Source organism: Bacillus sp. Xin1 (assembly GCF_013314535.1).
Taxonomy (GTDB): Bacteria; Bacillota; Bacilli; order Bacillales; family Bacillaceae_G; genus Bacillus_A.
The window spans coordinates 1-13,609 of record NZ_JABUAE010000017.1; the positions used below are offsets into that span (position 1 = coordinate 1).

Annotated in this window: 11 protein-coding genes; 10 read left to right on the forward strand and 1 reads right to left on the reverse strand. The window is 37.3% G+C overall.

The genetic code is table 11. The features are described 5' to 3' along the window. Positions 1-333 precede the first annotated feature (333 nt). A complete protein-coding gene (locus tag HRG09_RS15735; RefSeq protein ID WP_174101780.1) occupies positions 334-2,043 on the reverse strand; it encodes an Rqc2 family fibronectin-binding protein in 1,710 nt (569 codons plus the stop codon). A 104-nt stretch (positions 2,044-2,147) separates the two neighbouring features. Here HRG09_RS15735 and HRG09_RS15740 point away from each other — a divergent pair, with 104 nt between their 5' ends. The 10 genes from HRG09_RS15740 to rsmB all read left to right on the forward strand — a co-directional run bounded on the left by HRG09_RS15740 (position 2,148) and on the right by rsmB (position 13,608). Then, positions 2,148-4,868, forward strand: coding sequence for a calcium-translocating P-type ATPase, SERCA-type (locus HRG09_RS15740; protein WP_174101781.1), 2,721 nt, complete (start codon positions 2,148-2,150; stop codon positions 4,866-4,868). A 99-nt stretch (positions 4,869-4,967) separates the two neighbouring features. Beyond that, positions 4,968-5,843: a YicC/YloC family endoribonuclease gene (locus HRG09_RS15745; protein WP_174101782.1), complete on the forward strand. Its 876-nt coding sequence runs from the start codon at positions 4,968-4,970 to the stop codon at positions 5,841-5,843. 67 nt (positions 5,844-5,910) lie between these two features. Further along, on the forward strand, positions 5,911-6,174 hold the full coding sequence (remA, locus tag HRG09_RS15750) for an extracellular matrix/biofilm regulator RemA (RefSeq protein WP_001251459.1): 264 nt from the start codon (positions 5,911-5,913) through the stop codon (positions 6,172-6,174). A gap of 13 nt (positions 6,175-6,187) precedes the next feature. Then, the gene (gene gmk, locus HRG09_RS15755) at positions 6,188-6,805 is read left to right on the forward strand and encodes a guanylate kinase (RefSeq protein WP_174101783.1); all 618 of its coding nucleotides are present in this window, start codon (positions 6,188-6,190) and stop codon (positions 6,803-6,805) included. Between the two features lies 1 nt (position 6,806). Beyond that, the gene (gene rpoZ, locus HRG09_RS15760) at positions 6,807-7,019 is read left to right on the forward strand and encodes a DNA-directed RNA polymerase subunit omega (RefSeq protein WP_174101784.1); all 213 of its coding nucleotides are present in this window, start codon (positions 6,807-6,809) and stop codon (positions 7,017-7,019) included. A gap of 201 nt (positions 7,020-7,220) precedes the next feature. Then, positions 7,221-8,426 (forward strand): bifunctional phosphopantothenoylcysteine decarboxylase/phosphopantothenate--cysteine ligase CoaBC, encoded by a 1,206-nt coding sequence (coaBC, locus tag HRG09_RS15765; RefSeq protein ID WP_174101785.1) that lies wholly within the window; start codon positions 7,221-7,223, stop codon positions 8,424-8,426. Further along, the gene (priA, locus tag HRG09_RS15770) at positions 8,423-10,828 is read left to right on the forward strand and encodes a primosomal protein N' (protein WP_174101786.1); all 2,406 of its coding nucleotides are present in this window, start codon (positions 8,423-8,425) and stop codon (positions 10,826-10,828) included. Before coaBC ends, priA begins: the two co-directional genes overlap by 4 nt. Before the next feature lie 11 nt (positions 10,829-10,839). Continuing rightward, positions 10,840-11,316 (forward strand): peptide deformylase, encoded by a 477-nt coding sequence (gene def / locus HRG09_RS15775; protein ID WP_003199655.1) that lies wholly within the window; start codon positions 10,840-10,842, stop codon positions 11,314-11,316. A gap of 16 nt (positions 11,317-11,332) precedes the next feature. After that, positions 11,333-12,277 (forward strand): methionyl-tRNA formyltransferase, encoded by a 945-nt coding sequence (gene fmt, locus HRG09_RS15780; protein ID WP_174101787.1) that lies wholly within the window; start codon positions 11,333-11,335, stop codon positions 12,275-12,277. Beyond that, positions 12,274-13,608, forward strand: a complete 1,335-nt coding sequence (gene rsmB / locus HRG09_RS15785; RefSeq protein ID WP_174101788.1) for a 16S rRNA (cytosine(967)-C(5))-methyltransferase RsmB — start codon at positions 12,274-12,276, stop codon at positions 13,606-13,608. The genes fmt and rsmB overlap by 4 nt, the downstream gene beginning before the upstream one ends. The last annotated feature ends 1 nt before the right edge of the window (position 13,609 follow it).

Genomic DNA, 13,609 nt, shown 5'->3' on the forward strand with positions numbered 1-13,609 from the left:
TCTAGTTGTTTCTGTATTTTTTCTATTCTTGAAGTCATTTTGATTCCTCCCTTTCATCTTCTTATATGAAGCAATAATTGTGCCAATGTGATTTTCTTTGTATAAGAAACGATTATTACCTAAGATATCGAAAAGTTAAGGGGGAATAACCCTCATTTGTGTCTATATTTTTTTACATGAAACATATAAAGTGTCAATTTTTTTATCATTTATATTGGCATGATGGAGGGGAGATGAGGCGGTAAAGTCTTTGTTAAAGATGGAGTATATAATTATATAAGAAAGCACGCAATGATTACTCACAATCATTGCGTGTTTGTGTTTCCTATAATCTTAAGCTTTTAATTTCATCACAGTATCAGCATCTGGTGTTACATACAACGTTTGTTGATTATCATATGTAACAAATCCAAGTTTTGCACCACTCGGTTTTTTGACATGACGAATCTTTGTGAAATCTACAGGAACAGAGCTAGAATCTTTTGCTTTACTGTAATAAGCAGCGAGTTTAGCAGCTTCTAATAAAGTTTCTTCAGTAGGTTCTAATGAACGAATGAGGACGTGAGAACCAGGAATATCTTTCGTATGTAACCAAATTTCATCACGGCGTGCAAATTTGGTTGTTAAATAGTCGTTTTGTTTATTGTTTTTACCGACTAAAATTTCAGTTCCATCGCTAGCGATATATTTATCTAATACTGGTTTTGTAGGTTTTTTCTTTACATTCTTTGATTTACGATTACGCATATAACCTTCTTCAGCTAATTCTTCGCGAATTTCTTCAATATCTTTTGAAGAGGCAGCTTCCATTTGCTGCAGTAAGCTATCAAAATAAAGGATCTCCTCATTTGTTTTTTCAATTTGTTCTTCTACAATCGCGACAGAATTTTTTGCTTTTTGATACTTTTGGAAATAACGTTGTGCGTTCTCTGACGGTGTTTTTAGCGGATCTAACGTAATCTTTATAGTTCCACTATTTTCATCGTAGTAGTTCACAACTTCAATTTCTTTGTCACCTTTTTTTAATGCATACATGTTAGCTGTAAGAAGCTCCCCAAATAATTGATATTTATCGGCTTTCCCGGCATCTTGTAGTGTTTTTTGTAATTTAATTAATTTCTTTTCGTTCTTTGTTTTTTCGTTATGCATAAATCGCTCTAAATCATGAGCTTGTTGTTTTACACGGTCGCGCTCTGCTTTTCCAAAGAAGAATCGATCTAATAATTCACTCACAGATGAGAATGTTTTATCATCACCTTTTAAGTGTTCGAGTGGGAATAGATAAAAGAACTCTTTTCCATTTGCAGTTATCATTGTTGGTTCATATTGGTGTACTTGCAGCGGTTTTTGTAATGTGAAAAATGCTTCTGATAATGTCTTTTCATTTACCATACCAGCTGTTTTTACAACTTCTTTTGCAAATAACGGAGAAATCCCCATAAATGCTCCTACAAGTTGTTTATCCATATTTCCCGCTAAAAAGTCTAGTGGCCTAATAAATTCATCTTGTGTTTCAATCTGCAAGGGATTGATTTTATGTTGAGCTGGTGGTGCAACATACTCAGCTCCAGCATATACAGTACGATGGCGATTTACCGCTAAAGAAACGTGCTTTAGGCTATCTAAAATAATATTCGTTTTCGCGTCTACTAAAATAATATTGCTGTGACGGCCCATAATTTCAACGACTAATGTTTTTAACGATTCATCACCAATTTCGTTACGACTTCGAACGGTAATTTGAATGATTCGTTCTAAATCGATTTGTTCAATTTTCTCAATAAATCCACCTTCTAAATGTTTGCGAAGAAGCATGCAAAACATTGGTGGTAACGCCGGTGAATCATAGCTTTGAGTTGTAAGGTGCATACGTGCATATGTAGGGTGCGCGGAAAGAATTAATTTTTGATTTTTTCCATTCGCTCGAATATGTAACAAAATCTCATATTTTGAAGGTTGATATATTTTTGAAATTCTTCCTGTTTGAAGAGAATTTTCAATTTCATGTGTAATCGCTCTTGTAAATAATCCATCGAATGCCATTATGAACACTCCTTTCTAACTAAATGTTAATTATAGCATTTTTTTGGACGGGGCTGAATAAGCTTTCATTAGAGCATGTCTGCAATCAGGAGGTCGATAGCGAGATGAATTGGTATGAAATGCGTGCAAATGAAGTGGAAGAAAGAGCGAATACGAATGTGAAAGTAGGACTTTCAGAGCAAGAAGCAGAAGGGCGCTTAAAGAAGCTAGGTCCAAATGAATTACAAGAAGCAAAGCGGCCTTCTGCAATCGTTGTATTTTTATCACAATTTAAAGATTTTATGGTACTTGTTTTATTCGGTGCAACGATTATTTCAGCATTTTTAGGAGAGTATATTGATGCAATTGCGATTGTAGCAATTGTGATTATTAATGGAATTCTTGGTTTTTTTCAGGAACGAAAAGCAGAAAAATCACTTGAAGCTTTAAAGGAACTCGCCGCCCCGCAAGTGATAGTTTTACGAAATGGAAAATGGATAAAGGCACCATCAAAAGCGCTAGTTCTTGGGGATGTCATTAAATTCTCTAGCGGGGATCGTATTGGAGCTGATATCCGTCTTATTGAAGCATCTAGTTTATATATTGAAGAATCGGCATTAACAGGTGAATCTGTACCAGTTCAAAAGAAAGTGGAAGCATTGAAAGGTCAAGGTGTTGCAATTGGGGATCAAAAAAACATGGCATTTATGGGGACAATGATAACGAGAGGTTCTGGAGTTGGTGTAGTAGTAGCAACAGGAATGAATACGGCTATGGGACAGATTGCGAATATGTTACAAAATGCGGAACAAATGGAAACACCGCTGCAAAGAAGGCTGGAACAACTCGGAAAGATTCTAATCATTGTTGCACTTATTTTAACAGCACTTGTCGTACTAGCTGGGGTCTATCAAGGAAATGAAGTGTATCATATGTTTTTAGCAGGGGTGTCACTTGCTGTTGCGGCAATTCCCGAAGGACTACCAGCGATTGTTACGGTCGCATTATCACTTGGTGTACAACGTATGATTAAGAAGAGAGCGATTGTACGGAAATTGCCAGCTGTAGAAACTTTAGGATGTGCTTCTGTTATTTGTTCAGACAAAACAGGAACGATGACGCAAAATAAAATGATGGTTACGCATATGTGGTCAGGCGGCGAAACATGGCATGTAACAGGGCAAGGTTACGAGCCTGTTGGGGCATTCATGAAAGGTGAACAGAAGATTAATCCGACATCTACAAGGTCTTTATATCAATTGTTAACATTTGGATGTCTATGCAATAATGCTAACATAGTAAAGAAGAAAAAAGCGTATGTCTTAGATGGGGATCCGACAGAAGGTGCGCTTGTTACAGCGGCGATGAAAGCTGGAATATCACGTGAAACTTTGAAAGAGAAGTTTGAAGTTATTCATGAGTTCCCTTTTGATTCCACACGTAAGATGATGAGTGTTATCGTTCGGGATCGTGATGGTAAAAAATTTGTAGTCACAAAAGGAGCACCTGATGTTCTTTTACAAATGAGTCAAACCATTTTGTGGGGAAATAAACAGCAACCTTTAAGTGAATTGTACCGTAAAGAAGTGCAGGCGGCTATTCATAGTCTTGGGAGTCAAGCGCTCAGAACAATTGCAGTGGCGTTTAAGCCGTTAAAAGTAACGGATTCAATTGAACATGAAAGAGAAGTAGAGAAAGATTTTATGCTTGTTGGGATACAAGGAATGATAGACCCGCCAAGACCAGAAGTAAAACAGGCTGTAAAAGAGTGTAAAGAGGCTGGTATTAAAACGGTAATGATTACAGGAGATCATAAAGTGACAGCAATGGCTATTGCAGAACAACTAGGAATCTTACCACCAAATGGTCGCGTCGTAGAGGGTGTAGAGTTAGCAAACATGTCTGTAGATGAACTAGAAGATATTGTGGAAGATACTTATGTGTTTGCACGTGTATCACCGGAGCATAAGTTGAAAATTGTAAAGGCCCTTCAAAATAAAGATCATATTGTGGCGATGACAGGTGACGGAGTGAATGATGCTCCGGCTATTAAAACAGCTGATATTGGGATTGCGATGGGAATTACCGGAACGGATGTGGCCAAAGAAGCCTCCTCTCTCGTATTGTTAGATGACAATTTTGCTACAATTAAATCGGCAATTAAAGAAGGTAGAAACATATATGAAAATATTCGGAAATTCATTCGTTATTTATTAGCGTCAAATGTTGGAGAAATTTTAGTGATGTTGTTTGCGATGATGCTTGCATTGCCGCTTCCAATGGTTCCGATTCAAATTTTATGGGTGAATTTAGTGACAGATGGTTTACCAGCAATGGCGCTTGGGTTAGATAAAGCTGAAGGGGATGTTATGCGCAGAAATCCAAGGCATCCGAAAGAAGGGGTGTTTGCAAGGGGGCTTGCTTGGAAAATTGTGAGCCGGGGATTTTTAATTGGTATTGTAACCTTACTTGCATTTATTATTGCGTTTAATCAGCACCCAAATGAATTGAAATATGCGCAAACAGTAGCCTTTGCTACACTGGTCTTAGCACAGCTTATTCATGTATTTGACTGCCGGAGTGAACATTCTATATTCCATCGTAATCCTTTTGGAAATATATATTTAGTTGGAGCAGTTGTTATTTCGGTGTTGTTAATGCTTGTGGTTATTTATTATCCACCGTTGCAACCAATTTTTAGCACAATGCCAATTCAAGCGAGAGATTGGTTATTAATCGCTGGTTTATCGTCTATTCCAACATTTTTATTAGTCGGTTCTTTATTGACAGGGAAAAAGGAAAAAAAGAAGCCTGTATTGTATAAGAAAGGACTAAACTTGAAATAGTCAATGATATGAAAATGTGATATAATTTACAAAAGGTAGTAGAGCTATATCTCTATTACCTTTTTCATTGAGTTATTTCATGCCTTGGATGTGATAAAGATGATTTCTAGTATGACAGGATTTGGACGAGCGAAGGTGGAAAACGACGCTTTTCAAATTACAGTAGAAATGAAGTCAGTGAATCATCGTTTTTTAGAGATGAACATTCGACTTCCGAAACAAATGATGGTTTTTGAAGATAAAATTCGTAAGTTAATTGCAGAACAAGTTCGCCGCGGACGTATTGAAGTGTCTATTATTATTACAGGGGAAGGGCTTATTGAAAGAAAGTTAAGTGTGAATTGGCCACTTCTTGAGCAGTATAGATCCATTATGGAAGACGTGAAAATGAAATTTCAATTACAAGACTCCATTACACTTCAACAATTAATGGCAATGCCAGAAGTAACGGCGATTGAAGAAATGGAAAATGTAAATGAACAATTTGAGCAAAATTTATATGAAGCTGTTCGCCAAGCTGCTCGTATGTTAAAAACGATGAGGGATGGCGAAGGAGAACGATTACATAAAGATATAGCATATCGTTTACAAGAAATTCACAATTGTGTGAATGCGATTATCCCGCATGCCCCAATTGTCATTCAAAGATATCGTGAACGATTAGAAAGTCGATTGAAAGAATTACATAATCAGGATTTAGATGAACAACGACTGTTAACCGAGGTAGCGATGTTTGCAGAGCGCTCGGATATTCATGAAGAATTAGTTCGTTTACAAAGTCATTTAGATCAATTTCGTGAAGCGCTTGAAATTGCAGAGCCTGTTGGAAGGAAAATGGACTTTATTGTACAGGAGATGCATCGAGAGATTAATACGATTGGCTCTAAGGCAAACGACTTAACAATTTCAAAATATGTTGTAGAAATGAAAAATAACCTTGAAAAAATTCGTGAACAGGTACAAAATATTGAGTAGCTGTCAAAAAATATATAAAGTTATACGTGGTGGAGAAATCGGATAGACTTACTAGGAGGCGCAAACTATGGCCATGCGGTTTTTAAATATTGGATATGGAAACATCGTATCTGCTCATCGAATTATTGCTATTGTAAGTCCGGAGTCAGCTCCTATTAAACGAACAGTGCAGGAAGCGCGTGAACATAACGTGTTACTTGATGCTACGTATGGGAGAAAAACAAGGGCGGTTATTGTTATGGATGATGGGCATATTGTATTAAGTCCAATTCAGCCAGAGACGATTGCACATCGTTTAAATAATAAAGAAGATTTAAGTGAGGAAGGGTAGGTTTTACATATTTATGAGAAGTAGAAGAGGGTTGCTCATCGTTCTTTCAGGACCTTCTGGCGTTGGGAAAGGGACAGTTCGTAAAGAGCTGTTCAGCCATGAAGATACAAAGTTTCAATACTCTATTTCAGTAACAACACGCAAACCACGTGAGGGTGAAGTGGATGGTGTGGATTATTTCTTTAAAGAGAGAGAAGAGTTTGAAGAAATGATTCGTAACGAAAAGTTACTTGAGTGGGCAGAGTTCGTTGGAAATTACTATGGAACACCAATTGATTATGTTGAAAAGACATTACAAGAAGGAAAAGATGTGTTCTTAGAAATTGAAGTCCAAGGAGCAATTCAAGTGAAGAAGGCCTTCCCAGAAGGTGTATTTATTTTCTTAGCTCCTCCGAGCCTATCAGAACTAAAGAACCGAATCGTAGGTCGTGGTACAGAGACTGAAGATGTAATTGAAAATCGTTTAACTGTAGCAAAAGAAGAAATCGAAATGATGGACGCTTATGACTATGTAGTAGAAAACGATCAAGTAGAACTTGCTTGTGAACGAATTAAAGCTATTGTGGTTGGTGAACATTGCCGCCGCGAAAGAGTAGCAAAATATTACAAAGAAATGACGGAGGGTATATAATATGTTAAATCCATCAATTGATTCATTACTAAAAAAAATCGACTCTAAATATACATTAGTAACAGTAGCAGCAAAACGTGCTCGCGAAATGCAAATGGCTAACGACTGTGCTGTTGAAAAACCTGTTTCACATAAATGTGTAGGTAAAGCATTAGAAGAAATTGATGCAGAATCGTTAAATTATGTACCAAGCGAAGAGAAAGTGTCTGAGTAAGGCATTCTCTTCGACAAATGAAAACATAGACTTTATACTTTTCTATGTAACGGTAACAACCTATTTACAAGTAGGTTGTTATTTTTTTACGATAGAACTGAGTTAAAAAAATAGGTTTTATTTCGTGAACTGCTAGCGCTGACAAGCTAAAATAAATATATTTCAACAGAATAAGTTTGAAAAAGAAAGAGGACGAGTCATATGCTAAAAGGGAAAAAGATACTTCTATGTGTAACAGGGGGCATTGCTGTTTTTAAAGCGGCTGCGTTAACGAGTAAATTAACACAAGCAGGAGCACTTGTAAAAGTAATGATGAGTGAATCAGCTATGAAGTTTGTTACACCTCTTACATTTCAAGCGCTTTCTCGCCATGATGTATACACGGATACGTTTGATGAAAAAGATTCTGCAGTTATTGCTCATATTGATTTAGCAGATTGGGCAGACGTTGTACTTGTTGCTCCAGCGACAGCAAACTGTATCGGAAAACTAGCAAATGGTATTGCTGATGATATGATTACAACAACATTGCTAGCTACTACAGCACCAGTTTGGGTTGCACCTGCGATGAATGTGCATATGTATGAAAATAAAATTGTTCAAAAGAATATGATGACGTTAAAAGCGTTAGGATATACATTTATTGAGCCTGGAGAAGGCTTTTTAGCGTGTGGATATGTTGCGAAAGGTCGATTAGAAGAACCGGAAACGATTCTTGCTCGATTGCAAGAAGCTTTTTCAGAACATAGACCATTAAAAGGGAAGAAAATTTTAGTAACAGCTGGCCCAACTCGAGAAAAAATTGATCCGGTACGTTTTATGACAAATTTTTCTTCAGGGAAAATGGGTTATGCTCTAGCGGAAGTTGCGGCTAATTTAGGAGCGGATGTCATTCTTGTCTCAGGTCCGACTGCAATAACACCGCCTGTAAATGTAACAACTGTGCAAGTAGAATCTGCACAAGAAATGTTAGAAGCTGTCATGCAACATTATGGATTTATGGATGTTGTCATTAAAACAGCTGCAGTAGCAGATTATCGCCCGAAAATTATGCATGATCAGAAAATGAAAAAGAAAAGTGGCGATGCAATCATTGAATTAGAGAGAACAATCGATATTTTAAAAACACTCGGTGAGAAAAAAGAACATCAGGTACTTGTCGGTTTTGCTGCTGAAACGACAAATATAGAAGAATATGCAACGAAAAAATTACGTGAAAAAAATGCGAATATGATTGTTGCAAACGATGTAAAAGCACAAGGAGCAGGATTTGGTACAGATACGAATATTGTAACAATGTATAGAAAAGATGGAGAAGTTATTCGATTGCCTCTTTTAACAAAGAAAGAAGTTGCACGTGAAATCTTACTGCAAATCGAAGCAATGTTAGAAGAGGATCATATATGAAATTTGCAAGTGTAATCGTTGATGTACCGGCACGTCAAACAGACCGCCCGTTTGATTATGTTATCCCAAAGAAATGGGAAGATATTGTACAAACAGGTATGCGTGTAGTCGTTCCATTTGGCCCAAGAAAATTACAAGGTTTTATTATTGAAATAAAAGATTCAGTCGATGTGGAAAGTAAGAAGTTAAAAGCATTACATGAAATACTAGATGTTACTCCAGTTTTAAATGAGGAATTATTGAAAATTGGATTTTGGCTGACGGATGAAACGTTATGTTATACAATTTCAGCTTTTCAAGTTATGCTTCCAACTGCAATAAAAGCAACGTATAAAAAGCGACTACAGCTGTATAAACCAGAAGAAGTAGCGCCGGAAATTCGTGATTGGTTTCAAGGAAAAGAAGCGATAGATTGGGAAGAAATTGCCACGCACCCACATATGTATCGTAAGATTCAAAAAGAGATAACAAATGGAACGATTGAAGTCATCTATAAAGTAAAGGATAAAGTTCAAAAGAAGAAACAAAGAGTGGTTCAGCCAGAATTGCCACAGGAACAATTAGAGGCAGCTGCATTTGAGCTGAAAAGTAAAAAGCAGCAAGATGTACTTTATTACTTTGTAGAAAATTATCACAGTGTGGCCTTAAAAACGTTAACAGAAGAACTACAAATAACAGATGCACCAATAAAGTCGCTTGTGAAAAAAGGGTTGCTTTTAGAAAAGTATGTTGAAGTATATCGTAATCCATATGATGATGAGGCTTTTGAACAGACAAAGCCATTTCCACTCACGGATGAACAAAACCAAGTGATTACACCTATTTTGTCATCTATCGAAAATGAAACATATAATCCATTTTTACTATATGGTGTTACAGGAAGCGGTAAAACAGAAGTGTATTTACAATCCATTGCTGCGGTGTTAAAAAAAGGAAAAGAAGCCATTGTCCTCGTTCCAGAAATTGCGTTAACGCCGCAAATGGTGGACCGTTTTAAAGGACGATTTGGCTCGCAAGTTGCGGTTCTTCATAGTGCACTTTCTGTTGGTGAAAAATATGATGAATGGCGAAAAATTTTACGGAAAGAAGTGAAAGTGGTCGTTGGAGCACGCTCTGCTATTTTTGCGCCATTTGAAAATTTAGGGATTATTATTATTGATGAAGAACATGAATCAAGCTATAAACAAGAAGATAATCCAAAGTATCACGCTAGAGATGTCGCCGTCTGGAGAGGTCAATATCATAATTGTCCAATCGTACTCGGTAGTGCAACACCGACACTTGAATCGTTTGCTAGAGCGAAGAAGGGTGTTTATGAGCTATTAACAATGCAAAAGCGTATGAATGAACAAGCATTGCCGACAGTGGAAATTGTTGATATGCGTGAGGAATTGCGTGATGGAAATCGCTCTATGTTCTCTAAATTACTTCATGAGAAAATAGCGGATCGATTAAAAAAGAAAGAACAAATGGTACTTTTTTTAAATCGAAGAGGTCATTCAACGTTTGTCATGTGCCGTGATTGTGGTTATGTAGTACAATGCCCTCATTGTGATATATCACTCACTTATCATAAAATGAATCATCGTTTAAAATGTCACTATTGTAGTTATGAGGAAAATATGCCAACTGCTTGTCCTGCTTGTAATAGTTCGCATATTCGTTTCTTTGGTACAGGAACGCAAAAGGTAGAAGAAGAAATTACAAAGTTATTTCCAGAGGCGCGGGTTATCCGTATGGATGTTGACACGACGAGTCGTAAAGGGATGCACGAAAAACTATTAAAAGCGTTCGGTGAAGAGAAAGCGGATATCTTACTTGGTACACAAATGATTGCTAAAGGGCTTGATTTTCCAAAGGTTACACTTGTTGGTGTCTTAACAGCTGATACGATGCTACATTTACCAGATTTCAGAGCAAGTGAAAAAACGTATCAGTTATTAACACAGGTAAGTGGACGTGCAGGACGACATGAATTACCGGGAGAAGTAGTGATTCAAACGTACACGCCAGAACACTATAGCGTAGAATTAGCAAAGAATCAGCAGTACGATGTATTTTTTGAACAAGAAATGCAAATGAGAAAAATGAGACAATATCCACCGTACTACTATGTTGCGCTTGTAACCGTTTCACATCCAGAGTTATTAAAAGCAGTACAAGTAACGGAAAAAATTGTTGGTTATTTACGAACGCATTGCTTGCAGCAAACAATGGTGCTAGGACCAGTTGCTTCAGCAATTCCAAGGATAAAAGATAGATATCGATACCAATGCATGATAAAATACAAGCGGGAACCAAACTTAAAGTACGTGCTCAAAATGGTAAATGAACATTATCAAGCGGAAATGCAAAAAGATTTGCAGATCTCAATCGACTTTAATCCAACAATGTTAATGTAGTGGAGGAAAATATGGCAGTTTTAGAAATTGTAAAGCACCCAGATGAAGTGTTAGAAACCCCATGTGAACGGGTAATGAACTTTGATAAGAAGTTAGTGAATTTATTAAAAGATATGCACGAAACAATGTTAGTTGCAGATGGAGTCGGTTTAGCAGCACCGCAAGTCGGGGTAAGTTTGCAAGTAGCAGTTGTTGATATTGGTGATGATACGGGAAAAATCGAACTCATTAATCCGGTTATTTTAGAAAAACGTGGTGAACAAGTAGGTCCCGAAGGTTGCTTAAGCTTTCCGGGACTTTATGGTGAAGTGGAGCGTGCGGAGTATATTAAAGTACGTGCACAAAATCGTCGTGGTAAAATCTTTTTATTAGAGGCAGATGATTTCCTAGCACGCGCAATCCAACATGAAATCGATCATTTACACGGTGTATTATTCACGTCAAAAGTGACGAGATATTATGAGGAAAACGAATTAGAAGAGATGTAAAAGGAGCGGTTTTTGAATGATAAAAGTAGTGTTTATGGGAACACCGGACTTTTCTGTACCGGTGCTTCGTCGTCTTATTGAAGATGGATATGATGTAATAGGTGTTGTAACGCAGCCTGATCGCCCGGTAGGAAGAAAAAAGGTTATGACACCAACACCTGTTAAGGTTGAAGCGGAAAAACACGGTATCCCCGTATTACAACCGTTAAAAATTCGTGAAAAAGATGAATATGAAAAAGTATTGGCGTTAGAGCCAGATTTAATTGTAACAGCTGCGTTTGGGCAAATTATACCAAACGAAATTTTAGAGGCACCAAAGTACGGATGTATTAACGTCCATGCTTCCTTACTTCCAGAACTTCGCGGTGGTGCACCAATTCATTATTCCATCATGCAAGGAAAAGAAAAGACAGGTATCACAATTATGTATATGGTGGAAAAATTAGATGCTGGTGATATTTTAACGCAAGTGGAAGTTGAAATTGAAGAACGTGAAACAACCGGTTCATTATTTGATAAATTAAGTGAAGCTGGAGCTCACTTATTATCGAAAACGGTGCCTTTATTAATCCAAGGAAAATTAGAGCCGATTAAACAAAATGAAGCTGAAGTAACATTTGCGTATAATATTAAGCGCGAACAAGAAAAAATCGATTGGACGAAAACTGGAGAAGAAGTGTACAATCACATTCGCGGTTTAAATCCATGGCCAGTTGCTTATACGACTTTAGCAGAACAAGTTGTAAAAGTATGGTGGGGTGAAAAAGTTCCTGTAACTATGCAGGCTGAAGCGGGTTCTATTGTAGCAATTGAAGAAGATGGTTTCGTTGTGGCGACAGGAAATGAAACTGGAGTGAAAATTACTGAGTTGCAGCCATCTGGTAAAAAACGTATGAGCTGTTCGCAATTTTTACGTGGAACAAAACCTGAAATTGGTACGAAGTTAGGAGAAGACGCATGAGACAAAATGTTCGTGAGTTAGCTCTCGATGGTTTAATGCAAGTTGAAAAAAGCGGTGCTTATAGCAATTTGCTTTTAAATAATTTAATTGAAAAAAGCGAAATTGATCGAAAAGATATCGGTCTACTAACAGAAATTGTATATGGAACGATTCAACGCCGCGATACACTTGATTACTATTTACAACCGTTTTTAAGAAAAAAGGTAGAGGCATGGGTAAAAGTTTTACTACGTTTGTCCTTATATCAAATGATATATTTAGATCGTGTTCCAGAAAGAGCGGTAATTCATGAAGCAGTTGAAATTGCAAAACGTCGTGGACATAAAGGGATTGCCGGAATGGTAAATGGGGTATTACGTTCTATTCAGCGTGAAGGTGTCCCGTCCTTAGATGAAATACAAAACCCTGTAAAACGACTTGCTGTTGCAACGAGTCATCCAGAGTGGCTTGTACAAGAATGGACGACAGCATATGATTTAGAAACTGCAGAGAAAATGTGTGAAGTAAATATGTTGCCCCCTGTACCAACAGCACGTGTGAATGTTGATAAAGTAATGGTAGAAGAAGCAATTGATTTATTAAAGCAAGAAGGTGTCGAAGCGCAAAGCGGAGATTTATCTGATGATGCGATTCAAATTGAAAAAGGAAATGTGGCCCATACAGAAGCATTCCAAAAAGGTTTCCTTTCTATTCAAGATGAAAGCTCTATGCTTGTTGCACGTGCTCTAGAACCAGCAGAAGGAGATAAGGTTTTAGATAGCTGCGCGGCACCTGGCGGAAAAACAACGCATATTGCAGAGCGCTTAAAGGGAACGGGTCAGGTGATGTCACTTGATTTGCATCCACATAAAGTTCGCTTAATTCAGCAACAAGCGAAGCGTCTAGGTCTAGAAAATGTTGAAACAAAGGCACTTGATGCTAGAAAAGTTCAAGAACATTTTGCAAGTGAAAGTTTTGATAAAATATTAGTAGATGCACCTTGCTCTGGGTTTGGTGTAATCAGACGTAAACCTGATATTAAATTAGGTAAAGAAAAAGGAGATAGTGAAAGACTGTCGACAATTCAGCTATCGATACTAGAAAAGGTAGCTCCTCTGTTAAAAGCAGGTGGTCGCCTTGTTTATAGTACGTGTACAATTGAAAAAATAGAGAATGAGCAAGTAATAGAGCAATTTTTACAAGAGCATCCTGAATTTGAATGGGATACTACTATGAAAGAGCGCATGCCAGAAAAGTTACGTCCTTATATCAATGAAGGACAAGTGCAAATTTTACCGCATTATTTTGCAACAGATGGCTTTTATATTGCTTGTTTAAGAAAGAAGGTGTAGC